Below are 25,138 nucleotides of genomic sequence, written 5' to 3'. Positions count from 1 at the left end.
TGCCCCCCATCAAGCACTCCTTGAAACCCCCCACTCGAAGAGACCCATGAACCCCCCTCGCCCGTCCCTCTCCGTCCTGCCCTCCCTCGCCGACCTCCGCTCCATGACCCGCGCCCCGCGGCGCGACCTGCTGTGCGGCCTCACGGTGGCCGTGGTCGCCCTCCCCCTGGCCCTCGGCTTCGGGGTCACCTCCGGGCTCGGTGCCGCCTCCGGGCTCATCACCGCGATCGTCGCCGGGTCGCTCGCCGCGCTCTTCGGCGGCAGCGCACGCCAGGTCAGCGGCCCCACCGGCGCGATGACCGTCGTCCTGGTGCCGATCGTGCACCACTACGGCGCCGACGGCGTCCTGACCGTCGGCCTGCTCGCCGGGCTCATGCTGCTGGGGCTGGCCTTCGCCCGGGCCGGATCCGCCATGGCGTACGTGCCCGCTCCCGTGATCGCCGGGTTCACCATCGGCATCGCGGCGGTGATCGCCCTGCAACAGGTGCCGAACGCGCTCGGCGTGCCGCTTCCGCACGGCGAGCAGGTCGCGGTCGTCGCGGCGCGGGCGGCCGAGGAGTTCGGGGCCGCCCCGCACTGGCCGGCCCTGCTGCTCGCCCTCGGCTCGGCGGCGCTGATGCTGGCGGGCGCCCGCTGGAGGCCCACCGTGCCCTTCTCCCTCGCCGCCGTCGCCGCGGCGACGGTCGTGGCCGAGGCCCTGCACCTCCCCGTCACCCGCATCGGCTCCCTCCCGCCCTCGCTGCCCGCGCCCTCCCTCGCCTTCCTCGACGTCACCCGGATCCCCACCCTCCTCGCGCCCGCAGCCGCGGTCGCCGCGCTCGCGGCCCTGGAGTCCCTCCTGTCCGCGTCCGTGGCCGACGGGATGCGCCCGGGTGAGCGCCACGACCCCGGCAAGGAGCTCTTCGGGCAGGGCATCGCCAACCTCGCGGCCCCGCTCTTCGGCGGTGTCCCGGCGACGGGCGCGATCGCCCGCACCGCGGTCAACGTCCGCACCGGCGCCACCTCCCGTCTCGCCGCTCTCGCGCACGCCGTGATCCTCGCCGGGATCGTCGCGGTCGCCGCCCCGCTGGTGGGCCGTATCCCGCTGGCCGCACTGGCGGGCGTCCTGCTCGCGACCGCCGTACGGATGGTGGAGACGGACGCGGTACGGGCCATGGCCCGCGCGACCCACGGCGACGCCCTGGTCCTGGTCCTCACCGCGGCCTCCACGCTCGCCCTGGACCTGGTGCGGGCCGTACTGGTCGGTCTCGCCGTCTCCGTGCTGCTGGCCCTGCGCGCGGCCGTCCGCGGCATCCGCCTCACCCCCGCCGCGGCCGACGAGGTGCCCGGCGGGGCGGGCCGGGTGACGTACCGCTTCGACGGCCCGCTTCTGTTCGCCGCCGCGCACCGCTTCCGCCGCAGCCTCGCCGGCGTGGAGGGCGTCGCGGCCGTCGATCTGCGCCTGTCGGGTCTGACGGCGGTGGACGCGACCGGCGCGATGGCGCTGAAGGACGTGGTCGGCGAGCTGCGCGGCCGCGGCATCGAGGTGAGCATCAGCGGGGTCGGCCAGAGCCACCGCAGGGTCCTGGAGACGTTCGGTGTCCTCCCGGTCAGCCCCAGCCCCGACAGGGGGGCTATCCCCAGTGCGGTGAGCGCCCCCGCTCCCTAACGTGGGTTCCCATGACGGGAATGGAGACGGGGATGGACGCGCCGGACGCCGAGCTCAAGAAGGAACTCAACGCCACCCTCCAGGCGCGCAGGGAACTGGGCGAGGAGTACGAGTCGGCGCTGGTCGACTCGTTCCTGGAGAAGGTCGACCAGCGCATCGACGGCGCGGTGGAGCGCCGGGTGCGCCGGCAGCTCGCCGAGCAGCAGATGGTGGTGGCCCGGGGCGCCCGGGCGCCGAAGCCGCCGACGGACTCCTGGGGGGAGCGCTTCGGCTTCGGCATCGTCTCGCTGGTCCTGGCGATCCCGCTGTCCGCGATCGGCGCCGGCACCGCCCATCTGCCCGGCCTGTTCATCACCTGGGCCGGCATCGTCGGCGTGAACGCCTTCCAGGCCGCCCGCGTCAACCCGGCCCTCTTCGGCCGCCGTCGCCGTTCCGCCAAGGACGAGGACCGCTGGGAGGACTGACCTCACACCTGCCGGGTCGGCAGCACCATGATCTGCCGCAGATTGACGTGCCGGGGACGGCTGCTCACATACGCCACCACGTCGGCGACCTCCTCGGCGGACAGCGAGCCCAGCGCCTCGACCATTCCCAGCACCTGCTCCTGCAGCGAGTCGCTGTCGATGTGCTGCGCCAGCTCGGTCTCGGTCAGCCCGGGCTCGATGTTGGTGACGCGCACGTCACGCGGCCCGAACTCACCGCGCAGGGACTGCGAGAGATAGGTGACGGCGGCCTTGGTCGCCCCGTACACCGCGTAGTTGGGGAACGTGATGTGCGCGCCGACGGACGAGATGTTCACGAGGTCGGCGCTGCGGCCGTCGGCGGCCGCGCCCACCAGGTCACCGGTGAAGGCGCGGATCACCCGCAGCACACCGCTGACATTGGTGTCGAGCATCCGCTGCCACTCGTCGACCCGCCCGTCGTCGACGGGGTTCGGCAGCATGACACCGGCCGAGTTCACCACCAGGTCCACGGTCCCGTAGGCGGCATGGATCCGCTCGACGGCCGCGTCCACCGACCCGCCGTCGGTCACGTCGGCGGCCACGGCGAGCGCCTGCCCGCCGTTCGCCCGGATCTTCGCCACGATCCCGTCCAGCCGTTCCCGGCGCCGCGCCAGCAGCGCGACCCTGGCGCCCTGCGCCGCCAGCAGCACGGCAACGGCCTCACCGATCCCGCTCGCGGCCCCGGTGACGACAGCGGTACGGCCGGCCAGGTTCTCGTACGACATGAGTGCTCCTCCACAAGGAAGCCGCCCGGGCGTTTCCCGGCGACGTCCACCACCCTGCGCCGCCCGGCGGGCCCTACCCAGGGATGAGCTTTTCCTGGGTCTGCCAGTACCAGGTTCGAATCCCGCCCCTCCCCTACGATCGAACCCATGGACGGGGACCTCGGAGATTTCCTGCGCTCGCGCCGCGCCCGCATCCGGCCCGAGGAGCTGGGGCTGGCCTCACACGGCCGGCGCCGCGTGCCCGGTCTGCGCCGGGAGGAGGTGGCGCAGCTGGCCGGAGTGAGCGTGGACTACTACATCCGCCTCGAACAGGGGCGCGGCCCGAGCGTTTCGGACGCGGTGCTGGACGCCATCGCGCGCGTACTGCGGCTGGACGAGGAAGAACACGCGTATCTGTACGCGGTGGCCCGGCCGCAGAAGAAGCGCGAGCGGCGCCGGGCCGCGCCCCGGGTCCGCCCCGGCATCCAGGTGCTGCTCGACGGCATGGCGCACAGCCCGGCGTTCGTCCTCGGGCCCGCGATGGACGTCCTGGCCTGGAACGCGCTCGCCGACGCCCTGAGCGGCTTCAGCCGGATGCCGGCCGCCCGGCGCAACATCGTGCGCCACCTGTTCCTGGACCCCGACGGCCGTAGCGTCTACCCCGACTGGGCCGCCGTCGCCGCCCAGACCGTGGCCCATCTGCGGCTGAACGCGGGCGCCCGCCCCGACGACCCCGGCCTGCGGGAACTCGTCGGCGAGCTCTCCCTCAAGAGCGAGGACTTCCGCCGTCTGTGGGCCGACCACCAGGTCAAGGCCTGCATGTACGGGGTCAAGCGCGTCCGCCACCCGGTCGCGGGCCTGCTGACGCTGCCGTACGAGTCGCTGACGCTCCCGTCGGAACCGGACCAGACCATCGTGGCGTACACCCCGGAGGCGGGCTCGGAGACGGCGGAGAGGCTTGCCCTGCTGGGCAGTTGGGCCACCACGGGCGCATAGCCCGGCAGAAAGAGGTTTGCGCGGGGACCGCCGCACCCCCGTTGCCGGGGGGCGGGACGACGGCGGTCCCCGCGAGGGACGTGGACCGGGTCAGGGCCGGGTCTCACGTCCGGGCGTCCATGGAGGTCCGGGAGCCGCTCCGGAGGTCCTTGGACGTTTCGGTGCCGGCTGGGGCGGGGAGCCGCTCCCGCCCTGCCGACACCCACTAATGTGCCGGACCCGTGTTAAGCGTGTGCTGCGTGGACGTGACACGCTCGTACCACTTCGCCGAAGTCCACCAGTTCGGTAGGCAAACGGAAGTTCGCCTCCGGCACCCGCCGTTCACCGGACGTTTGCCGCTACTTCCCGCCCTTGGCGAGGAAGGCCAGCAGGTCCTGTCGGCTGACCACGCCGGTCGGCTTGCCCTCGACGAGGACGATCGCCGCGTCCGCGGCGCCGAGCACGGACATCAGGTCGGCGACCGGCTCGCCGGAGCCCACCTGGGGCAGCGGGGCGGACATGTGCTTCTCCAGCGGGTCCTCCAGGGAGGCCCGCTTGGTGAACAGGGCGTCGAGCAGCTCGCGCTCCACGACCGAGCCCACGACCTCGGCGGCCATGACGTCCGGGTGGCCGGCGCCGGGCTTCACGATCGGCATCTGCGAGACGCCGTACTCGCGCAGCACCTCGATGGCCTCGCCGACGGTCTCGTCCGGGTGCATGTGGACGAGGGACGGGATCGCGCCGTGCTCCTTGTCGCTCAGAACGTCCCCGACGCGCGCGCTCGGGCCCTCGTCCTCCAGGAAGCCGTAGTCGGCCATCCACTCGTCGTTGAAGATCTTGCTGAGGTACCCGCGGCCGCTGTCCGGCAGGAGCACCACCACGACGCCGTTCTCGTCCAGCCGCTCGGCGACCCGCAGGGCCGCCACGACCGCCATGCCGCAGGAGCCGCCGACGAGCAGGCCCTCCTCCTTGGCGAGCCGCCGGGTCATCTGGAACGAGTCCTTGTCGGAGACCGCGACGATCTCGTCGGCGACGGTCCGGTCGTAGGCGGTGGGCCAGAAGTCCTCGCCCACCCCCTCGACGAGGTACGGCCGCCCGGAGCCGCCCGAGTAGACGGACCCCTCGGGGTCGGCGCCCACGACCTGGACGGAGCCGTCGCTCACGTCCTTGAGGTACCGCCCGGTGCCGGAGATGGTGCCGCCGGTGCCCACACCCGCCACGAAGTGGGTGATCTTCCCCTCGGTCTGCTCCCACAGCTCGGGGCCGGTGGAGTGGTAGTGGGAGAGGGGGTTGTTGGGGTTGGAGTACTGGTCGGGCTTCCACGCTCCGGGCGTCTCACGCACCAGCCGATCGGAGACGTTGTAGTACGAGTCCGGGTGCTCGGGGTCGACGGCCGTCGGGCAGACCACGACCTCCGCCCCGTACGCCCGCAGCACATTGATCTTGTCCGTGCTCACCTTGTCGGGGCACACGAAGATGCACTTGTACCCCTTCTGCTGGGCCACGATGGCCAGGCCGACACCGGTGTTCCCGCTGGTCGGCTCCACGATCGTCCCGCCGGGCTTGAGCGCGCCGCTCTCCTCCGCCGCCTCGATCATGCGCAGGGCGATGCGGTCCTTCACGGAGCCGCCGGGGTTGAAGTACTCGACCTTGGCCAGGACGGTCGCCCGGATGCCCTTGGTCACGCTGTTGAGCCTCACCAGCGGGGTGTTGCCGACGAGACTGATCATCGAGTCGTGGAAATGCACCGTTGTCTCCGGATGCTTGCAAAAGAAGTGGTCGTGATTGTCCAGCCAGCCTAAGGCTCACGAGAGCCGTTCACTCCTCGTTGAGATTGGTGAACGGCCTGTACGGGGCAAGGAGTGGATGTACGGCTTCGAGGAGGTGGCGGCGACGTATGACGAGCATGTCGAGGGCGAGGGTGGCCCGGCGGATCGCGGCCGGCGCGGCATACGGCGGTGGCGGGATCGGGCTGGCCGGCGCGGCCGCCGTCGGCCTGCTGCTGGCGGAGGTCCGGATGGCCAGGCGCCATGTGGGCAACGGCTCCGGCGGCCGGGTCCCCGTGGCGGACGGCCTCTACGGCACCGCGTACGCCACCCCCGACGAACCACCCCTGCGCCTGACGATGCTCGGTGACTCCACGGCGGCCGGGCAGGGCGTGCACCGGGCGAGCCAGACACCGGGCGCCCTCCTGGCCTCCGGGCTGTCCGCGGTGGCGGAACGCCCGGTGGAACTCCACAACGTGGCCCTCCCGGGGGCCACGTCCGACGACCTGGACCGCCAGGTGGCGCTGGTCCTGGCGAATCCCGCGCTGGTGCCGGACATCTGCGTGATCATGATCGGCGCGAACGACGTCACCCACCGGATGCCGCCGACCCGCTCGGTCCGCCACCTCTCGTCGACGGTACGGCGGCTGCGCACGGCCGGTGCGGAGGTGGTGGTCGGCACCTGCCCCGACCTGGGCACGGTGGAACGGGTCCAGCAGCCCTTGCGCTGGCTGGCCCGCCGGGCCTCCCGCCAGCTGGCGGCGGCCCAGACGATCGGCACGGTGGAACAGGGCGGCCGGACGGTGTCGCTGGGCGACCTGCTCGGCCCGGAGTTCGAGGCGAACCCCCGCGAGCTCTTCGGCCCCGACAACTACCATCCCTCGGCCGAGGGCTACGCCACGGCGGCGATGGCGGTCCTGCCGACGGTCTGCGCGGCCCTGGAGCTGTGGCCGGCCGAGGAGGAGCGTCCCGACGTCACCCGCCGCGAAGGGTTCCTGCCGGTGGCCAAGGCGGCCGCGGAGGCCGCCTCGGAGGCGGGCACAGAGGTCACGGCAGCCATGCCGACGGGCCCCCGCGGCCCCTGGGCCCTCCTCAAACGCCGGCGCAGGCGCCGGGTCCCGGAGCCCGAACGGGCCCCCGTGCAGCAGCCGTCCCAGTGATTCTCGCCCCCGCCGCCCCTTCCCGTCCCGTCCCTGGGGGCTGCCGCCCCCAGACCCCCGCTTTCGGCCTGAACGGCCTCGTCCTCAAACGCCGGACGGGCTGAAAAGATCAAACCCCGCCCGGCGAAAATCCAGCCCCTCCGGCGTTTGAGGAGCGGGGGTCCGGGGGCCGGCCCCCGGGTCGGGACGGGAAGGGTCGGCGGGGGCGAAAAAAGCAAGCGCTTAGAAAATTGCGGTCAGGGTCACACGGCGACACCCGTGACCCAAGCCATACGTACGGGTAACTTCCCAACCAGCCCGCCCAACCCCGTAACGCCAATGGAGCCGTGATGCCCGAAGCCGTGATCGTCTCGACCGCCCGCTCCCCCATCGGCCGCGCCTTCAAGGGCTCCCTCAAGGATCTGCGCCCCGACGACCTCACCGCCACCATCATCCAGGCGGCCCTCGCCAAGATCCCCGAGCTGGACCCGCGCGACATCGACGACCTCCACCTCGGCTGCGGCCTCCCCGGCGGCGAGCAGGGCAACAACCTCGGCCGCATCGTCGCCGTACAGATGGGCATGGACCACCTCCCGGGCTGCACCATCACCCGCTACTGCTCCTCCTCCCTCCAGACGAGCCGCATGGCCCTGCACGCCATCAAGGCCGGCGAGGGCGACGTCTTCATCTCGGCCGGCGTGGAGATGGTCTCCCGGTACGTGAAGGGGAACTCCGACAGCCTCCCCGACACGCACAACCCCCTCTTCGCCGAGGCCGAGGCCCGCACCGAGGCCGTCGCCCAGCAGGAGGGCACCACCTGGCACGACCCGCGCGAGGACGGCCTGGTCCCCGACCCCTACATCGCGATGGGCCAGACCGCCGAGAACCTGGCCCGCCTCAAGGGCATCACCCGCCAGGACATGGACGAGTTCGGCGTCCGCTCCCAGAACCTCGCCGAGGAAGCCATCAAGAACGGCTTCTGGGAGCGCGAGATCACCCCGGTGACCCTCCCCGACGGCACGGTCGTCTCCAAGGACGACGGCCCGCGCCCCGGCGTGACCCTGGAGGGCGTGGCGGGCCTCAAGCCGGTCTTCCGCCCGGACGGCCTGGTCACCGCCGCCAACTGCTGTCCCCTCAACGACGGCGCCGCAGCGGTCGTCATCATGTCCGACACCAAGGCCCGCGAGCTCGGCCTCACCCCGCTCGCCCGCATCGTGTCGACCGGCGTCTCCGGCCTGTCCCCCGAGATCATGGGCCTCGGCCCGGTGGAGGCCTCGCAGCGGGCGCTGCGCCTGGCCGGCCTCACCATCGACGACATCGACCTGGTCGAGATCAACGAGGCGTTCGCCGCCCAGGTGATCCCCTCCTACCGGGACCTGAACATCCCGCTGGAGAAGCTGAACGTCAACGGCGGCGCCATCGCCGTCGGCCACCCCTTCGGCATGACCGGCGCCCGCATCACCGGCACGCTCATCAACTCCCTCCAGTTCCACGACAAGCAGTTCGGTCTGGAGACGATGTGCGTCGGCGGCGGCCAGGGCATGGCGATGGTCATCGAGCGCCTCAGCTGAGGCCCTGACCGAACCTCTCGGTAGTCAACACGGCACCCAACGTGAGCAGATGGCCCGGAGTCCGGGAAACCCCGGCCCTCCGGGCCATTTTGTGATCCAATCTCCCCCAGGATGTGACCTATCTCCCTTAGAAGGGGGATTTACGCAGGTCAAGGCGGGCGCGCCACCAAACACCGGACCCAAAGTCCTGCCCGTTTCGTGACGTTACGCACTGACAGCTGGTTAGTCCGCCCTTCAAGCTGATGTAGGAAGTCGGGGGTCGACTTTGAACCGGGAGTACGTCAGTGAGCGCCATGCCGATCACCTTGCTGGTCATCACGGCCGCCACGGGCGCCGTGGGCGTCGCCGTCCTGCGGACGCTCATGGTGTTGCGCCGTGAGGTCGCGGCACTGCACACCCAGCTCGCCGAGCACCGCACCGCCCGCGGTCTGGTGCCCGCCGCCCGCCTCTCCTCGGAGGCCGACGACATACGCGCCGCGGTGGCCGAGGCACTCGCCGAGGAGCGCGAGCGCGAGCTGGCCGAGGCGCGCGCCTTCTGGGCCGCCCAGGAGGCCCGTGACGCCTCCGACGCGCCCTCACTGCTGGGCCTGGCGGACAGCGAGCTGTTCCTGCCCCGGCAGGCCGATTTCATGGGCCTGGAGCCGGTGAGCGAGCCGACCGCGGACGCCGACGAGTTCGCCGGGGACTCCCCCGAACTGGCCGCCGCCCGCCGCCGCCACCCCTCCCACCCGGACTTCGTCCCGGTCCAGTCACCGGTCGTGAACGATCACGAGCGCACGGTGGCCACCCTTGAGGAGCTCGCCGCCTCCCGCGTGGAACTGACCGACGTCCGCCCGGGTCCCCTGGGCACCCTCGACGTCTATGTCTTCGCCGACGGCACCACCCTGTGCATGACCCCGGGCCACCGCGAAACGGCGGAACGCCTCGCCGCGGCCCTGCGGACGGGCGAAACCCCGGTCCTCCTTGGCGGTTCGGGCATCTCGGGCGCGTACACGCTGACGTTCGAGTGCGGCGAGGAGAACGTCTACATCCTGGCGGACAGGGTCATAGCGTCCCTCTAGGGTTCACACCCCGGCGCGTTTCTGCGCCTCCTCCACCCACCGCAGAGCTTCCGCCACCTGGCCCTCGTCACTCAGTACGAGGGCCAAGTCATGCACCGCGACGGTGATTTGGTCGGCGGCGGCGAACATCCCGGCATCGGGCATCTCCCTGGGTTCCGTGCCGGGTTCCTCCACGGCCTGGGCCCACCGGGCCATCTCCCTCGCCAACTGCAGGGCCTCGGCGGCAGCGCCCCGCTGCAGCCGACTCTGAGGTGCGGCCCTCAAACGGTCGGCGAAGTGATCAACGGCACGAGTCAAGGGCGTCGTATCAACCACGGAGTGGAGCGTACGCGTCGCATCCGGACTGTTGCCAACGGGCGAACGCTCAGGCACGGTGACCTGAAGGACCGGCTTACATCCCCTTTGCGTCCGGAGGCGCCGATGTCCCAAGTCTTCTCCGAGGAGACCCATCGCAACCTGCTAGCCCGCATCCCCCACTGCACCGGCCGTGAAGTCTCCGACTGGCTGCGCGCCGTCGAGGAAGGCCCGGCTCTCTTCAACTTCGAGGAGAAGGTCAGCTGGCTGCGCCACGAGCACAATCTGGCGTACGGCCACGCCAAGGCGATTGTTCATGAGTACGACCTGAGGAGGGCCGCGCGCAAATTCCTCTAGGCGCGCACTGCACGACGGCAAAGGGCCCCGGGCGGGAAGCCCGAGGCCCTTTTGCTGCTCACGGCCCGCTCACGGCCGTCGGCGGCTAGTCGTTGCTGTTGAGGATCGCGAGGATCCGCAGGAACTCCATGTAGATCCACACCAGCGTCAGCGTCAGACCGAAGGCCGCCAGCCACGCCTCGCCCTTCGGCGCGCCGTAGGCGATGCCGTCCTCGACCTGCTTGAAGTCCAGGGCGAGGAAGCAGGCGCCGAGGATGACGCCGACGACGCCGAAGAAGATGCCGAGACCGCCGCTGCGGAAGCCGAGGCCGTCACCGCCGCCGAAGACGGCGAACAGCAGGTTCACCACCATCAGCAGCACGAAGCCGAGCGCGGCCGCCATCACGAAGCCGTAGAAGCGGCGGTTGACGCGGATCCAGCCGGCCTTGTAGGCGATCAGCACCGCGGCGAAGACCGCCATCGTGCCGATCACGGCCTGCATGGCCGCGCCGCTCGCGATGCGGTTGTCGACGATGCTGGAGACGACTCCGAGGAAGACACCCTCGAACGCCGCGTACGACAGGATCAGCGCCGGCGAGGCCGTGCGCTTGAAGGACTGGACGAACGCCAGGACCATGCCGATCAGCGCGGCGCCGATGCCGATGCCGTAGGACCGGCTGATGTGGGCGTCGTCGACCGGCAGCAGCGCCCAGGCGAGCGCGGCCGTCACGATCAGCGTGCCGAGCGTGGACGCCGTGCGCAGCACGACGTCGTCCATCGTCATCCGGCCGGTGGTGGCCGGCGCCTGCGGCGGGGCGCCCTGCAGGCCCTGCTGGGCGTAGGGGTTCTGCGCGTACGGGTTGCCGGTCGGCTGGGCGTACGGGTTGCCCTGCGTACCGACGGCGGGTCCCCCGGCCTGCGGCGCGGCGTTGAAGCCCGCGTAGCCGTTGTCGCGGCTGAACCCCCGTCGCGAGAAGACCGGGTTTCTGCTCCTCATTGCACTCCTCCATGGCCGCCGTGCGCGGCCTTGAGCATCAAGGGTAATGGGTAGGCAAAGGATTGACCCTAGTGCTTGGGGAGGATCTTTCCCTCGTCGTGCTGCGCAACACGCTACGCGGATCCGTGATTCCCCTCACCGTGGGGCCCCATTCATGACCAAGCTGCGACATGGCCGGAACCCGCCGGAGATCAGCTCCTTACGCCGTCCGTACGCCCGCCGCCCCTGTGTCAGTGGAGCGGGAAGCCCGTGTACCCCTCGGCGAGGTCGGTCTCGGCCGCCCGCGAGGAGGCGATGCGTTCCAGCCGGGCGAGCTGGAGCCGGTCCTCGAAGGGCGTGGCGTCGGGGGCGCGGTGCAGCAGGGTCGTCATGTCGTACGAGAACCGCTCGGCCTGCCAGACGCGGCGCAGACAGGTCTCGGAGTAGGCGTCGAGCAGCTTCGCCGAACCGGTCTCCTTCTGGTGGGTCAGCGCCCGCGCGAACGTCACGACGTCCCCCACGGCCAGGTTCAGCCCCTTCGCTCCGGTCGGCGGCACGATGTGCGCCGCGTCCCCGGCGAGGAAGAGCCGGCCGTACCGCATGGGCTCATGGACGTACGACCGCATGGGGGTCACCGACTTCTGGGTGATCGGCCCGCGCTCCAGCCGCCAGCCGTCCTCGGTCTCGAAGCGGCGCTCCAGCTCGGCCCAGATCTCCTCGTCGCCCCATTCCTCGGCGTCCGTGCCCTCGGGCACCTGGAGGTAGAGGCGGGAGACGGACGGGGAACGCATGGACAGCAGGGCGAAGCCGCGGTCGTGGCGGGCGTAGACGAGCTCCTCGTGCGAGGGCGGGACGTCGGCGAGGATGCCGAGCCAGCCGAAGGGGTACGTCCGCTCGAAGACGCGGGAGAGCTCCGCCGGGACCGCCTGCCGGGCCACGCCCCAGAAGCCGTCGCAGCCGACGACGTAGTCACACTCCAGGACGTCCTCGCGGCCCTCGTGCCGGAACCGGACGGACGGGCTGTCGGTGTCCGCGCCCTCGACGGCCAGCGCCTCCGCCTCGAACAGCAGCGGGCCGCCCTCCTTCAGCTGGAGGGCGATGAGGTCCTTGCACACCTCGGTCTGCGCGTAGACCATCACGGACCGGCCCCCGGTGAGGGCCGGGAAGTCGACCCGGTGTCGCTTCTTCGCGTACCGCAGTTCTATGCCGTCGTGGCGCAGCCCCTCGCGGTCCATGCGCTCGGCGGCACCGGCCGCGCGCAGGACGTCCACCGTGCCCTGCTCCAGGATCCCGGCGCGCTGGCGCTGCTCGACGTAGGCGCGGTCGCGGCTCTCCAGCACGACCGAGTCGATGCCCGCGTTGTGGAGCAGCCGGGCGAGGAGGAGGCCGGCGGGGCCGGCTCCGATGATGCCGACGGTGGTACGCATCCCTGCATCCTTTGGTCGTCGCGTCGGGGGCGTTCGCTCACGATCGCTCATGTTCGCCCAGTGAAATTTAGTTCACTGACTCTCTGACGTGAGTTTCCGTCCGCTCACGCCCGATGTCAACGGGTCGCGCGGTGAAGTCTTCAATGCAGGATGCAGGGATCGTCGGGCGTCGACGAACATGGTGGTGCCCGGAGCCGGACTTGAACCGGCACGCCCGCGTAGGGGCAGCGAGGTTTAAGCTCGCCGTGTCTGCATTCCACCATCCGGGCAGGCCATGGGCTCCGCGTCGAGGTTCCGAGCCTATCGGGATACATCCCCCGAACAGCGGAACGGCGGACCGATGTTGTCTTATTTTATTGACGTCTGAGGGTGCATCAGCCCATGGAACGGGCCATCCGCACTTGCCAATAGCCTTGCGTGCGGCGGTCGGCGGTGCATGCGGAATGACGGAATTTCACCGCCCGAACGAGGGTGCTCCACCCGTTCTCGACGAGGCGTCCGCCGGGGCCGTGGGGAGGCGGGCAGTCAGGGATCCCCGTCATCCCCAGGTATGACACGGCGGATCCGGGTCCCTCCGAAGTCGCCCCCGGGAACCGGAACAGCGGCTGACTACACGGCGGTCTCCGGCCACCACGATGGAACACGTCCCTTCAAGACGTCGTCCCACGAGGAGTTCCTGCCCGTGACCACCACACCCGTCGCCGACCGGTCCACCAGCACCGTGGCCGCACGAGCCACGGATCTCTCGAAGATCTACGGACAGGGCGAGACCCAGGTGGTCGCCCTCGACCGGGTCTCCGTCGACTTCCGGCAGGCCGAGTTCACCGCGATCATGGGCCCCTCCGGGTCGGGCAAGTCCACGCTGATGCACTGTGTGGCCGGTCTCGACACCTTCTCCTCCGGCTCGGTACGCATCGGCGAGACCGAGCTGGGCTCGCTCAAGGACAAGCAGCTCACCAAGTTGCGCCGGGACAAGATCGGCTTCATCTTCCAGGCGTTCAACCTGCTGCCGACGCTGACGGCCCTGGAGAACATCACCCTCCCGATGGACATCGCGGGCCGCAAGCCCGACCGGCAGTGGCTGGAGAGGGTCATCGAGATGGTGGGGCTGCGGGACCGCCTCGGTCACCGTCCGGCCCAGCTCTCCGGCGGCCAGCAGCAGCGCGTCGCCGTGGCCCGGGCGCTCGCCTCCCGGCCGGACATCATCTTCGGCGACGAGCCGACCGGAAACCTCGACTCCCGTTCCGGCGCCGAGGTACTGGGCTTCCTGCGCAACTCCGTACGGGAGTTGGGGCAGACGGTGGTCATGGTGACCCACGACCCGGTGGCGGCGGCGTACGCGGACCGGGTGGTGTTCCTGGCGGACGGCCGGATCGTCGACCACATGCTCCAGCCGACGGCGGAGAACGTGCTCGACTTCATGAAGCAGTTCGACGCGAAGGGCCGCACCAGCTGATGTTCCGCACAGCACTGCGCAACGTCTTCGCGCACAAGGCCAGGCTGCTGATGACCGTGCTCGCCGTGATGCTCGGCGTCGCGTTCGTGTCGGGAACCCTGGTCTTCACCAACACCATCTCGGATGCCTACCAGAACAGTTCGGCCAAGGGCTTCGACCAGGTCGACGTGGCCGTGCGGGCCAAGTCCCAGGAGGACACGGGCAATACGATCAGCAGGACGCCCGAGCTGACCCAGGCCATGCTCGACAGGAGCACGAAGGTGCCGGGGGCCGCGTCCGCGGTCGGCGTCGTGAGCGGCTTCACCGCCATCGCCGACAAGGACGGCAAGCTCATCGGCGGCGGTTTCCAGTCGCAGGGCGGCAACTACTGGGGCGACAAGGACGCCCGGTACCCGCTGAAGTCCGGCAGCGCACCGCACGGCAGGGACCAGGTCGCCATCGACTCGGAGACCGCGAAGCGCGCCGGGTACAAGGTCGGTGACAAGGTGCGGCTCTCGGTCGACGGGCCGGTGCTCACCCCCACCGTCACGGGCATCTTCACCACCGACGACGGCAATGTCGCCGCCGGCGGCAGCCTCGCCCTCTTCGACACCGCCTCCGCGCAGCAGCTGTTCGGCAAGCCGGGCACGTACGACGAGATCGATGTGAAGGCCGCCTCCGGCACCTCCCAGACCGCGCTGAAGGCGGGGCTGGACGAGGCGCTCGGGACGAAGCTCGTCGAGACCACCACCGGCAAGAAGCTCGCCGCCGACCAGGCCGAGCAGATCTCCGCGTCGATGAGCGGGCTGAAGCAGGGCCTGCTGGTGTTCGCCGGTATCGCGCTGTTCGTCGGCACGTTCATCATCGCCAACACCTTCACCATGCTGGTGGCCCAGCGCACCAAGGAACTGGCGCTGCTGCGTGCCGTCGGCGCCTCGCGTCGCCAGGTCACCCGGTCCGTGCTGATCGAGGCCCTCGTGGTCGGTGTGGTGGCGGGCGTCACCGGACTGGTCGCGGGCATCGGCATCGGCGCCGGACTGCGCTCCCTGATGAGCACGCTGGGCGCCACCGTCCCGGACGGTCCGCTGATCGTCTCGCCCGGCACGGTCGCGAGCGCCCTCGCGGTGGGGGTCGTCATCACCATGCTGGCCGCCTGGCTGCCCGGCCGCCGGGCCGCGAAGATCCCGCCGGTCGCCGCGATGAGCAGCGTGCACGCCAAGGCGACCACCAAGTCGCTGGTGCTGCGCAACACCCTGGGCGCGCTGTTCAGCGCCGCGGGCGTCGCGACCGTCCTGGCGGCCACGACGATGGACGGCTCGGACGGCCAGGCCCCGATGGGCCTCGGCGCGGTCCTGCTCATCATCGGCGTCTTCATCCTCACGCCGTTGCTGTCCCGCCCGCTGATCGCGGCCGCGGCACCGGTCCTTCGCGTCTTCGGCGTCTCGGGCAAGCTGGCCCGCCAGAACTCGGTGCGCAACCCGCGCCGTACGGCCGCCACCGCCTCCGCGCTGATGATCGGGCTCACCCTCATCACCGGTATGACGGTGATGGCGGGCAGCCTGCAGAAGTCGATCGACAAGATGGCCTCGTCCGCCATCAAGGCCGACTACGTCGTCTCCATGGCGAACGGCAACGAGCTCTCCCCGGACGTCGACAAGAAGCTGGACACCACCGACGGGGTGACCGCCACCAGCCCCCTGCGCAACGTCTATTCGCGCGTCGACGGCACGGGCGAGTCCCTCACCGGCGTGAACGGCCCGGCGATCGCCCGGCTGACGGACCTCAAGGTCACGGGCGGCACCTTCAAGGTGGGCGGCACGCAGACCGTCGTGGACGAGGACACCGCCAAGTCCCACGGCTGGAAGGCGGGTTCGTCCTTCACCGCGCACTACGAGGACGGCAGGTCCTCCCGCCTGACGGTCTCCGGCGTCTACGAGGGCAACGACCTGATCCGGGGCATCCTGCTCGACAAGAACGTCGTCACCCCGCACATGACCGACCCCGGCGACATGCGGGTCCTGGTCAAGACGGCGGGCGGCGCCTCGGACGCGACCAAGGACAAGCTGGAGAAGGCCCTCGGCACCAACCCGGCCATCAAGGTCCAGAGCAAACAGGACCTGTCGAACGACATCGCGCAGACGTTCACCCTCGTGCTGAACATGCTCTACGGCCTGCTCGCCATGGCGGTGATCGTCGCGGTCCTCGGGGTCATCAACACCCTGGCCATGTCGGTCTTCGAGCGCTCGCAGGAGATCGGCATGCTCCGCGCGATCGGCCTGGACCGCAAGGGCATCAAGCGGATGGTCCGTCTGGAGTCCCTCGTCATCTCGCTCTTCGGCGGGGTGCTGGGCATCGGCCTGGGCGTGTTCTTCGGCTGGGCGGCCGGCGAACTCCTCGGCACGAAGATGGCGACGTACGAACTGGTCCTGCCCTGGGCGCGGATGGCCGTCTTCCTGCTGCTGGCGGCGACGGTCGGTGTCCTGGCGGCCCTGTGGCCGGCCCGCCGGGCGGCACGCCTGAACATGCTGACGGCGATCAAGTCGGAGTAGCGGTACGACACTCGGGGCCCCGTTCGCTCGCCGAACGGGGCCCCTTCGTCCGTACGGGACTCACGCCCCCCAGGTGCGGGCGCGCAACGGCATCCCGGACTCCCCGCCCTCAGGTGCCCGCACGGCCAGCACCTGGTTGACACCGATGCGGTTGCGCTCGAAGGCAAGGGCGCAAGCGGCCATGTACAGCCGCCAGACACGGGCGCGGCCGGGCCCGGCCAGCCGCATCGCCCGGGCCCAGTCGGCCTCCAGGTTGGCCACCCAGCGGCGCAGGGTGAGCCCGTAGTGCTCGCGGATCGCCTCCACGTCACGCACCTCGAACCCGGCGCGCTCCAGCTGCCCGACGGTGCTGCCGAGGGGGGCGAGTTCACCGTCCGGGAAGACATAGGCGTCGATGAACTCGTCGAGCCTGTACGACGATTCGTCGCGCTGGGGCCGTCGCGCGATCTGGTGGTTGAGCAGCCGTCCGCCGGGCTTCAGGAGGCGGTACAGGTCCTCGGCGTACTCCAAGTACCGTTCCTTGCCGACGTGTTCGGCCATGCCGACGGAGGCGATGGCGTCGTAGGGCCCGTCGGGGACGTCCCGGTAGTCCTGCACCCGGATCTCCACCCGGTCGGTCAGCCCCTGGTCCGCGACGCGCTTGCGGGCGTACGCGGCCTGCTCCTGCGACAGCGTGATGCCGACGACGTTCACGCCGTGCTCGCGGGCGGCGTGGATGGCCAGGGAGCCCCAGCCGCAGCCGACGTCGAGCAGCCGCTGACCGGCGGTCAGATCCAGCTTGCGGCAGATGAGTTCGAGCTTGTCGCGCTGGGCCTCTTCGAGGGTGGCGTCGGGGGCGGGCCAGTAGGCGCACGAGTAGACCATCGACGGGCCGAGGACGATTTCGTAGAAGTCGTTGCCGACGTCGTAGTGGTGGCTGATGGCGCGCCGGTCGCTGCGTTTGGTGTGCAGATGGGTGCGGGCTCTGCGGACCTCCTCGCGGGGTGGGGCGGGCGGCAGCGGAAGCCCGGCGACCTTCACCAGGCCGCGGGCGGCGGCGCGCACCTCGGGGTCGCGGACCATCTGCAGCAGGCTTCTGGCGTCCTCCCCGCGCTCCCACACGAGCTCCGACATCCGATCGAGGGCGGCGTAGAGATCCCCCTCGATGTCCAGGTCCCCGGCGACCCAGGCGCGGGCGAGCCCGAGTTCCCCCGGCTTGAACAGCAGCCGTCGTACCGCCCGCCGGTTCCGCACGACCAGCGCCGGTGCGCCCGGCGGCCCTGCCTGCGAACCGTCCCAGGCGCGGATGCGCACCGGAAGCGGGACCCCCAGCAACTGCTCGACGAGGCTCTTCAGCCGCTGCGCGGCGTCAGCCATGGCGCACACCTCCGTGACAGCACTCCCGGAACGTCCAACACCACGTATAAACAAAACGGGGTGGCTGCGCAGTCCCCCGTGCGCGTTACAGCTGCGCATTTTCAGCCCGTCGGGCGTGTGTCTTCCAGCCCGTCCGGCGATTGAGGACGAGGCCGTTCAGGCCGAAGGGGGGTCTGGGGGCGCCGCCCCCAGGAACGCCGAAGGGCCCCCTGCACCACGGATGGCAGGGGGCCCTTCGAATCGTTCAGCGACCGGAACCGGTCAGGAGGCCTTGGCCTCGGTCTTCTCCTTGGGCGCGGCAGCGACCGGAGCCGGCTTCGCGGCCTCGTAGAACTCCTCCCGAGGATGCTCCATCGCACCGAGGGAGACGACCTCGCGCTTGAGGAACATGCCGAGGGTCCAGTCGGCGAAGACCCGCACCTTGCGGTTCCAGGTCGGCATGGCCAGACCGTGGTAGCCGCGGTGCATGTACCAGGCGAGACGGCCCTTGAGCTTGATCTTCATCTTGCCCATGACGATCATCGCGACGCCCTTGTGCAGGCCGAGACCCGCGACGGCGCCCTTGTTGCCGTGGCTGTAGTCCTTCTGCGGGAAGCCCCGCATACCGGAGATCACGTTGTCGCCGAGGACCTTGGCCTGACGCAGCGCGTGCTGGGCGTTCGGCGGGCACCAGGCGTTCTCGTTGCCCGCCTTGCGGCCGACGAGGTCCGGGACCTGGGCGTTGTCGCCGGCGGCCCAGATGTAGTCGGTGCCCTGGACCTGGAGGGTCGGGGCGCAGTCGACGTGACCGCGGGGGCCGAGCGGCAGGCCGTAGCGGGACAGGACCGGGTTCGGCTTGACGCCGGCGGTCCAGACGATGGTGTTGGAGTCGACCTCGAGGCCGTTCTTCAGCACGACGTGGCCGTCGACGCAGGAGTCCATCGAGGTGGAGAGGTAGATCTCCACGCCGCGGCTCTCCAGGTGCTCCTTGCCGTAGGCGCCCAGCTTGGGGCCGACCTCGGGAAGGATCTTGTCGGCGGCGTCGACGAGGATGAAGCGCATGTCCTCGCGGGACACGTTCTTGTAGTACTTGGCCGCGTCGCGGGCCAGGTCCTCGACCTCACCGATGGTCTCGGCGCCGGCGAAGCCACCGCCGACGAAGACGAAGGTGAGCGCCTTGCGGCGGATCTCCTCGTCGGTCGTGGAGTCGGCCTTGTCGAGCTGCTCGAGGACGTGGTTGCGCAGGCCGATGGCCTCCTCGATGCCCTTCATGCCGATGCCCTGCTCGGCGAGGCCGGGGATCGGGAAGGTGCGGGAGACCGCGCCGAGCGCGATCACCAGGTAGTCGAAGGGCAGCTCGTACGCCTCGCCGACCAGCGGCGCGACGGTGGCGACCTTGCGGTCCTGGTCGATGCTGGTGACCCGGCCGGTGAGAACCTCCGCCTTCGGCAGCACGCGTCGCAGCGGGACGACGACGTGGCGCGGGGAGATGTTGCCGGCGGCGGCTTCGGGGAGGAAGGGCTGGTAGGTCATGTACGACCGGGGGTCGACGACCGTGACGGTCGCCTCTCCGTAGCGCATCTTCTTGAGGATGCGCCGAGCTGCGTACAGGCCTACGTACCCACCGCCTACTACGAGGATCCTGGGACGCTCCGTGGTGCTCATGCCATCGAGTATCCACCTGCCCCAGGGGGGTCGCTCGTGCGCCCCTTCACAAGCTCTTGCAGGGGGTGTGTTATCCTCCGCGACTTGCTCGCGCGGGGCAGGTCACGGCGAGGACCGCGCGGGGCGGTACGTCCCGTTGTCAATGCCGCGTGAGCTGCCTCTCTGCGTCATCCGAGGTGCCGTGAGCCCTCCGTAACGCCCCTTCGTGAGCGCCCTCCTGGACGGCCTCCCCTACCCCTTCTGAACACGTTCAAGGGCCTGTCGGACCCCCGGAAGGCCCAACTGGGCCCTTTTCGTGCTTCCACAGGGCGGAATTCCTTGTGAAGAACTTCACGAACTTTCTCGGCGAGGCCCCTCCGGCCACTCCCTGAGGGGTCCCAGGAAGCCCTTCCACGCCCCTACCGCACCCCCTCGGGGGCGCTCATACGTTATCGGACCTGCTCACCAGAGGGCTACTGGTCGGTAGTAAACGAGACCTACGCCACCGACCGCTCGACACCCAGGGAGCTTCCCGGAGGCGCGCTCAGGCCTCAGGAGAACCACCCTCCTGAGGCACCTCCCTCTCCGGCGCAGCCTGAAGCGCCGATTGGACCGTCTCCTCGCCGACCCCGAGTGAAGGAGCCGAAGGCAGGTTGAAGGCACGCCGAATCAGCTGGCCGATGCCCTCGGCCGTAGCCTTGCCCGCCTCAACCGCAATAGGATCCAGAAAGCGCACGACAACAGTGCCGCCCGCCCACACGAGCAACATCGTCGGGATTCCTCCACCATTACCGAATGCGGCAATGGTTGCAATGCCGGACGTCGCAATATTACGCAGATCCGCCCATGAATGCGGAGGAGACCCAAATTCGGGCACCACGAGCTGACGCTCGCGAATGAGGAAGTCCCTCAGGAAATCCCAGTGCGCAAGGGACTGCCGGTCGGCTCCTGACCATGACTCCTCGCAGAGCGCGGCGTACTCCCCCAGCAGGTCGTACCTGGCGGGGGTGGTACGCAGGTCCACTCCCCCGCCGGACTCGCTCCAGGTGAGCCCCCGAGGGACATTCAGTGCAGCGGATGCGCGGATTTGATCCATATCGCGGCGATGCGGAAACAAATCTGTGGCACTCACGATGAAACGCGCACCCGAAACACCCTCTCCTCCGGCCACCTCAACGCTGTAGTCCACGCTCCGCAGGAATCGCGGTTCTCCATATCGCCTCAACTCGGCGACACCCCCTTGGATCGGCGGTCTCGAACATAACCCACCGAATGAGAGGACCGGGGACGGTTCGCCGACAAGCCCCCGACCCCGGCGCTGTCAGTGCAGCCCCAGCCCTCATAGAGTCAGGTCAATTGCTCTTCTCGCCTGCATGGATGTCTTCCGCCACCTTGAAGGCGATCCCGTCGAGGATGTCGTGCTCGCTGACCACGACCTCCTCGGCGCCGATCCGCTCCATGATCGAGAGCAGTACGAGGGCCCCGGCGCCGATCACGTCGACACGCCCCGGATGCATGGAGGGGACGGCCGCGCGCTCGGCGTGGGTGGAGTGCAGCAGCCAGTCGGTGATCTCGCGGACCTTGTCGCGGGAGATACGGGAGTGGTGGATGCGCTCCGAGTCGTACTCGGGCAGTTCCTGAGCGATCGCCGACACGGTCGTGACCGACCCCGCGAGCCCGACCAGCGTGCGCGCCTCGCGCAGCGGGACCGTCTCCTCGGCGAGGTCCAGGGCCCGCTCGATGTCGGCCCGCATGGCGGCGATCTGCTCCCCGGCGGGCGGGTCGGTGACCGCGCCGTCCCGGACGAGGTGCCGCTCGGTCATCCGCACGCACCCGACGTCGACGGAGCGCGCCGCGCGCACATGGTCGTCGCCCACGACGAACTCGGTCGAGCCGCCGCCGATGTCGACCACCAGGTAGGGACGGTCGAGGTCGTCACGCCCCTTCAGTTCCTTGGTCGCCCCGGTGAAGGAGAACTCGGCCTCCTGCTCGCCGGAGATGACCTCGGGCTCGACGCCCAGGATGTCCACGACGCCCCGTACGAACTCGTCGCGGTTCGAGGCGTCCCGGGAGGCCGACGTGGCCACGAACCGCACCTTGTCGGCGCCCAGTTCACGGATCACCTCCGCGTAGTCGCGGCACGCCGCGAACGTCCGCTCCAGCGCCTCGGGGGCCAGCCGCCCGGTCCGGTCCACGTCCTGTCCGAGCCGCACGATCGTCATGCGCCGGTCGAGTTCCAGCAGCTCACCGGTGACAGGGTTCACGTCGGCGACGAGCAGGCGGATGGAGTTCGTACCGCAGTCGACGGCGGCGACCCGCCTGAATCCCTCGGGAACCATCGGCTTGGACGCGAAGAAGCCGCTGCGGATCGCGGTGGGGTCAGTGACCTCGCCCTGCGCCTCGCCGGGGAGTTCGTCCGCCGGGTCCGGGGCTTCGAGCGGCTGCACGCACGGGCCCTTCAGCCACCACTCCGGCAGCATCGCGATCGCCTCGTCGCCCAGCGGGTTGACGCCGGGGCCCGCGGCCAGCGAGTGGCCCACCAGCACGTGCAGGCACTTCACCCGGTCGGGCATGCCGCCCGCGCTGGGGAAGCCCTCCAGGACCTCGATGGCGTCACGGCGCGCGAGGTAGTCCTCGTGCGCGGCGCGGTAGGCGGCGGCCAGCTCCGGGTCGGTCGCCAGCCGCTCGGTCATCTCCTTCATGACGCCGTTCGCCTCCAGCGTGCCGATCGCCGAGGCGGCACGGGGGCACGTCAGGTAGTACGTCGTCGGGAAGGGCGTGCCGTCCGGCAGGCGGGGGGCCGTCTCCACGACGTCCGGCTGGCCGCAGGGGCAGCGGTGCGCGATGGCCCGCAGCCCGCGCGGCGGCCGCCCGAGCTGCTGCTTGAAGGCCTCGACATCGGCGTCGGTGGGCTCGGTGCGCGGGGTGGGCGGCGGGGGCGTATCCATGCCTGTACTGAATTCCTCTGTCGGTTCACTGGGCGGAGGCGTCGGACTTGTCGACCCCGTCCCAGACGTTCGTGTACCAGGGGCGGTTGCCCGCGCCCTGCTCGAAGCGCGACTGCTTGGCCACGCTGGGGTCGATCACGACGTAACTCGTCTCCCCGGGCAGCACATAGTGCAGCCGCAGCCGGATCTGCTGCTCGGCGTACTCGTCGTCCTGCCAGCGGGCCTTCAGGTCGCGCAGCTGCTCGACCCGCGCCCTGGCCTGCTCCCTCTGCCGCTGGAGATCGGCGATCTGGGAGCGCTGGGAGACGTACTGCCTTATGGGGTACGCCAGGGCCACCACCATCGAGCACAGCACCAGGGCCAGCAGCGCCGCCCGGCCGGTCAGCCGAGACCGGCGGGCCTGCCGCTTGGTCTGGGAGCGGTAGACCCGGGCCGCCGTCTGCTCACCGAGCAGCCTGATCCTGGTCGCGGTGGAGAACCGGTCCCGGTCCTTCACGGCCATGTCGCCGCCTCCCGTCACACGTGCGTACGTCCCCGCACACGGTACGGGACCGGTACGGGGACGTACGTACGACTGGCTAAGGCTTAGCCCAGGAAGGCTCAGCCCTTGCTGTGCCCGATTGTCCGCGGAGCGGACGTGCGGGAAGGCTCAGCCCTTGAAGCGCGGGAACGCGCTGCGGCCCGCGTACTCCGCGGCGTCGTCGAGGATCTCCTCGATGCGCAGCAGCTGGTTGTACTTGGCGACGCGGTCCGAGCGGGCCGGGGCGCCGGTCTTGATCTGGCCGCAGTTCACCGCGACGGCGAGGTCGGCGATGGTGACGTCCTCGGTCTCGCCGGAGCGGTGGGACATCATGCACTTGAAGCCGTTGCGCTGGGCCATCTCGACGGCGTCCAGGGTCTCGGTCAGCGAGCCGATCTGGTTCACCTTGACGAGCAGGGCGTTGGCGATGCCCTCCTCGATGCCGCGGGCCAGGCGCTCCGGGTTGGTGACGAACAGGTCGTCGCCGACGATCTGGACCTTGTCGCCCAGCTTGTCGGTGATGACCTTCCAGCCGGCCCAGTCGTCCTCGAACAGCGGGTCCTCGATGGAGACGAGCGGGTAGGCCGCCACGAGCTCCTCGTAGTACTCGGTCATCTCGGCGGCCGAGCGGGACTTGCCCTCGAACTCGTACGTGCCGTCCTTGTAGAACTCGGAGGCGGCGACGTCGAGCGCGAGCGCGATCTGCTCGCCGGGGACGTAGCCGGCCTGCTTGATGGCCTCGATGATGAGGTCGAGCGCGGCGCGGTTGGACTCCAGGTTCGGGGCGAAGCCGCCCTCGTCGCCGAGGCCGGTGGACAGGCCCTTGGTCTTCAGCACCTTCTTGAGGGTGTGGTAGACCTCGGCGCCCCAGCGCAGGGCCTCGGAGAAGGACTCCGCGCCGATCGGGGCGATCATGAACTCCTGGATGTCCACGTTGGAGTCGGCGTGCGAGCCGCCGTTCAGGATGTTCATCATCGGCACCGGCAGCAGGTGCGCGTTCGGGCCGCCCAGGTAGCGGAAGAGCGGCAGGTCGCTGGCCTCGGAGGCGGCGTGGGCGACGGCGAGGGAGACGCCGAGGATGGCGTTGGCGCCGAGGGAGCCCTTGTTGTCGGTGGCGTCCAGGTCGAACATGGCCTGGTCGATCAGGCGCTGCTCGGTGGCGTCGTAGCCGACCAGCTCGGGGCCGATCTGCTCGATGACGGCGAGGACGGCCTTCTCGACGCCCTTGCCCTGGTAGCGGTTGGGGTCACCGTCGCGGAGCTCGATGGCCTCGAAGGCGCCCGTGGAGGCGCCGGACGGGACGGCGGCACGACCCGTGCTGCCGTCGTCGAGGCCGACCTCGACCTCGACCGTGGGGTTGCCTCGGGAGTCCAGGATTTCCCGGGCTACGACGACGTCGATGGACGGCACGAGCATCTCCTTCTTGGATGTGACACGGCTACGGCAGTAGCGCGGTGGCTCTGCGGGATGAGCCTAACCGCCTGAGGCCGATCGGCCACGCTGCCGACCACCTCTTGGGCAGAACCGAGAGTAAATTGTTTCCGAACGGAACAAAGAGAGGGCGCAAAAAGAACCCCGCCCCGGTGCGTACGGGGGAACACGCACCGGAGCGGGGAGACCGCGAGGCCGTCACTTGAGGTGCAGCTGCTGGCCCGGGTAGATGAGGTTGGCGTCGGAGACGATGTCCTTGTTCAGCTTGAACAGCTTCTGCCAGCCGCCCTTGACGCCGTGCTTCTCGGCGATCGAGCTGAGGGTGTCGCCCTTGACGACCTTGTACTCGCCGTCGCCCTTCTTGACCTTCTTGCCGGTCGGGGTGGTGACGGTCTTCTGGGTCTTCGTGCTCTCGGTCTTCGCGGCCGGGCGCTCGGCGGAGCGGGAGGCGGCCTGCGAGTCGCTGGAGCGGGCGCCGGTGGAGGGGGCGCTGCCGTTGTAGGCGGCACCGGACAGGCCCGTGCCGCAGACCGGCCAGGCGCCCTTGCCCTGGGAGGCGAGGACCTTCTCGGCGACGGCTATCTGCTGCGCCTTGCTGGCCTGGTTGGCCTGCGGGGCGTAGGCGGTGCCGCCGTACGCGGCCCAGGTGGAGGCGGAGAACTGCAGGCCGCCGTAGTAGCCGTTCCCGGTGTTGATGGACCAGTTGCCGCCGGACTCGCACTGGGCGACCTTGTCCCACTCGGAGGCGGTGGCGGCGGAGGCGTTGCCGGCCGCCATCAGCGGAGCGGCGATGGCGACACCAGTGACGCCGGCGAGCGCGGCGACGCGGGTGGCCTTGGACGGACGGCGGTGCTTGCCCTTGCCGGAAAACAGCAT

General features: G+C 70.2%; 21 protein-coding genes, 1 tRNA gene and 1 pseudogene. 9 read left to right on the top strand and 14 right to left on the bottom strand.

The window, feature by feature from the left end; translation table 11 throughout:
* Positions 1-46 precede the first annotated feature (46 nt).
* Positions 47-1,648: a SulP family inorganic anion transporter gene (locus ACWC1K_RS35185; RefSeq protein ID WP_450836983.1), complete on the top strand. Its 1,602-nt coding sequence runs from the start codon at positions 47-49 to the stop codon at positions 1,646-1,648.
* 32 nt (positions 1,649-1,680) lie between these two features.
* Positions 1,681-2,112 carry a hypothetical protein gene (locus ACWC1K_RS35180; RefSeq protein ID WP_450837033.1) on the top strand — a complete coding sequence of 144 codons (432 nt, stop codon included), beginning with the start codon at positions 1,681-1,683 and terminating at the stop codon, positions 2,110-2,112.
* 2 nt (positions 2,113-2,114) lie between these two features.
* Here the strand turns inward: ACWC1K_RS35180 and ACWC1K_RS35175 are convergent, their stop codons facing one another.
* Positions 2,115-2,876, bottom strand: coding sequence for an SDR family oxidoreductase (locus tag ACWC1K_RS35175; protein WP_450836982.1), 762 nt, complete (start codon positions 2,874-2,876; stop codon positions 2,115-2,117).
* Positions 2,877-3,023: 147 nt separating this feature from the next.
* Here ACWC1K_RS35175 and ACWC1K_RS35170 point away from each other — a divergent pair, with 147 nt between their 5' ends.
* Complete coding sequence (locus ACWC1K_RS35170) at positions 3,024-3,851, top strand: helix-turn-helix transcriptional regulator (RefSeq protein WP_450836981.1); 828 nt, start codon at positions 3,024-3,026, stop codon at positions 3,849-3,851.
* Positions 3,852-4,189: 338 nt separating this feature from the next.
* Here the strand turns inward: ACWC1K_RS35170 and ACWC1K_RS35165 are convergent, their stop codons facing one another.
* The gene (locus tag ACWC1K_RS35165; protein WP_450836980.1) at positions 4,190-5,578 is read right to left on the bottom strand and encodes a cystathionine beta-synthase; all 1,389 of its coding nucleotides are present in this window, start codon (positions 5,576-5,578) and stop codon (positions 4,190-4,192) included.
* A gap of 149 nt (positions 5,579-5,727) precedes the next feature.
* On the opposite strand from ACWC1K_RS35165, the gene ACWC1K_RS35160 reads away from it, so the two are divergent.
* From ACWC1K_RS35160 to ACWC1K_RS35150, 3 genes are all read left to right on the top strand, one after another.
* Positions 5,728-6,756 carry an SGNH/GDSL hydrolase family protein gene (locus ACWC1K_RS35160; protein ID WP_351482673.1) on the top strand — a complete coding sequence of 343 codons (1,029 nt, stop codon included), beginning with the start codon at positions 5,728-5,730 and terminating at the stop codon, positions 6,754-6,756.
* Between the two features lie 329 nt (positions 6,757-7,085).
* Entirely contained in the window at positions 7,086-8,306 is a 1,221-nt protein-coding gene (locus ACWC1K_RS35155; protein WP_450836979.1) for an acetyl-CoA C-acetyltransferase, read from the top strand.
* Positions 8,307-8,590: 284 nt separating this feature from the next.
* Positions 8,591-9,367, top strand: coding sequence for a hypothetical protein (locus ACWC1K_RS35150; RefSeq protein WP_450836978.1), 777 nt, complete (start codon positions 8,591-8,593; stop codon positions 9,365-9,367).
* A gap of 3 nt (positions 9,368-9,370) precedes the next feature.
* Here the strand turns inward: ACWC1K_RS35150 and ACWC1K_RS35145 are convergent, their stop codons facing one another.
* Complete coding sequence (locus ACWC1K_RS35145) at positions 9,371-9,682, bottom strand: hypothetical protein (protein ID WP_450836977.1); 312 nt, start codon at positions 9,680-9,682, stop codon at positions 9,371-9,373.
* A gap of 105 nt (positions 9,683-9,787) precedes the next feature.
* On the opposite strand from ACWC1K_RS35145, the gene ACWC1K_RS35140 reads away from it, so the two are divergent.
* Positions 9,788-10,018, top strand: a complete 231-nt coding sequence (locus ACWC1K_RS35140) for a DUF4287 domain-containing protein (protein WP_115907750.1) — start codon at positions 9,788-9,790, stop codon at positions 10,016-10,018.
* Between the two features lie 85 nt (positions 10,019-10,103).
* Here the strand turns inward: ACWC1K_RS35140 and ACWC1K_RS35135 are convergent, their stop codons facing one another.
* The 3 genes from ACWC1K_RS35135 to ACWC1K_RS35125 form a co-directional block, all read right to left on the bottom strand.
* The gene (locus ACWC1K_RS35135; protein ID WP_450836976.1) at positions 10,104-10,994 is read right to left on the bottom strand and encodes a Bax inhibitor-1/YccA family protein; all 891 of its coding nucleotides are present in this window, start codon (positions 10,992-10,994) and stop codon (positions 10,104-10,106) included.
* A gap of 230 nt (positions 10,995-11,224) precedes the next feature.
* Complete coding sequence (locus ACWC1K_RS35130) at positions 11,225-12,400, bottom strand: 4-hydroxybenzoate 3-monooxygenase (protein ID WP_450836975.1); 1,176 nt, start codon at positions 12,398-12,400, stop codon at positions 11,225-11,227.
* Between the two features lie 182 nt (positions 12,401-12,582).
* Positions 12,583-12,669 (bottom strand) — tRNA-Leu (locus ACWC1K_RS35125).
* 413 nt (positions 12,670-13,082) lie between these two features.
* Here ACWC1K_RS35125 and ACWC1K_RS35120 point away from each other — a divergent pair.
* Complete coding sequence (locus tag ACWC1K_RS35120; RefSeq protein WP_450836974.1) at positions 13,083-13,856, top strand: ABC transporter ATP-binding protein; 774 nt, start codon at positions 13,083-13,085, stop codon at positions 13,854-13,856.
* Positions 13,856-16,384 (top strand): ABC transporter permease, encoded by a 2,529-nt coding sequence (locus ACWC1K_RS35115; protein WP_450836973.1) that lies wholly within the window; start codon positions 13,856-13,858, stop codon positions 16,382-16,384. The genes ACWC1K_RS35120 and ACWC1K_RS35115 overlap by 1 nt, the downstream gene beginning before the upstream one ends.
* 60 nt (positions 16,385-16,444) lie before the next feature.
* On the opposite strand, the gene ACWC1K_RS35110 is transcribed toward ACWC1K_RS35115, so the two are convergent.
* From ACWC1K_RS35110 to ACWC1K_RS35075, 8 genes and pseudogenes are all read right to left on the bottom strand, one after another.
* A complete protein-coding gene (locus ACWC1K_RS35110; RefSeq protein WP_450836972.1) occupies positions 16,445-17,740 on the bottom strand; it encodes a class I SAM-dependent methyltransferase in 1,296 nt (431 codons plus the stop codon).
* A 261-nt stretch (positions 17,741-18,001) separates the two neighbouring features.
* Positions 18,002-19,384, bottom strand: a complete 1,383-nt coding sequence (locus ACWC1K_RS35105) for an NAD(P)/FAD-dependent oxidoreductase (protein WP_450836971.1) — start codon at positions 19,382-19,384, stop codon at positions 18,002-18,004.
* Positions 19,385-19,907: 523 nt separating this feature from the next.
* Complete coding sequence (locus ACWC1K_RS35100) at positions 19,908-20,552, bottom strand: hypothetical protein (protein ID WP_450836970.1); 645 nt, start codon at positions 20,550-20,552, stop codon at positions 19,908-19,910.
* A gap of 163 nt (positions 20,553-20,715) precedes the next feature.
* On the bottom strand, positions 20,716-21,702 hold the full coding sequence (locus tag ACWC1K_RS35095) for a Ppx/GppA phosphatase family protein (protein ID WP_450837032.1): 987 nt from the start codon (positions 21,700-21,702) through the stop codon (positions 20,716-20,718).
* Between the two features lie 207 nt (positions 21,703-21,909).
* Positions 21,910-22,311, bottom strand: a pseudogene (locus ACWC1K_RS35090) (DUF501 domain-containing protein); the annotation flags it as partial.
* Positions 22,312-22,336: 25 nt separating this feature from the next.
* Positions 22,337-22,813, bottom strand: a complete 477-nt coding sequence (locus ACWC1K_RS35085) for an FtsB family cell division protein (protein WP_450836969.1) — start codon at positions 22,811-22,813, stop codon at positions 22,337-22,339.
* A gap of 147 nt (positions 22,814-22,960) precedes the next feature.
* Entirely contained in the window at positions 22,961-24,247 is a 1,287-nt protein-coding gene (gene eno, locus ACWC1K_RS35080) for a phosphopyruvate hydratase (protein WP_450836968.1), read from the bottom strand.
* Positions 24,248-24,460: 213 nt separating this feature from the next.
* On the bottom strand, positions 24,461-25,138 hold the full coding sequence (locus ACWC1K_RS35075; protein WP_450836967.1) for a transglycosylase family protein: 678 nt from the start codon (positions 25,136-25,138) through the stop codon (positions 24,461-24,463).

The sequence above is a fragment of the Streptomyces sp. NPDC001492 genome, assembly GCF_053597275.1.
The sequence above is the reverse complement of the archived record's forward strand: the minus strand, read 5'-3'. Positions and strand labels throughout refer to the sequence as shown.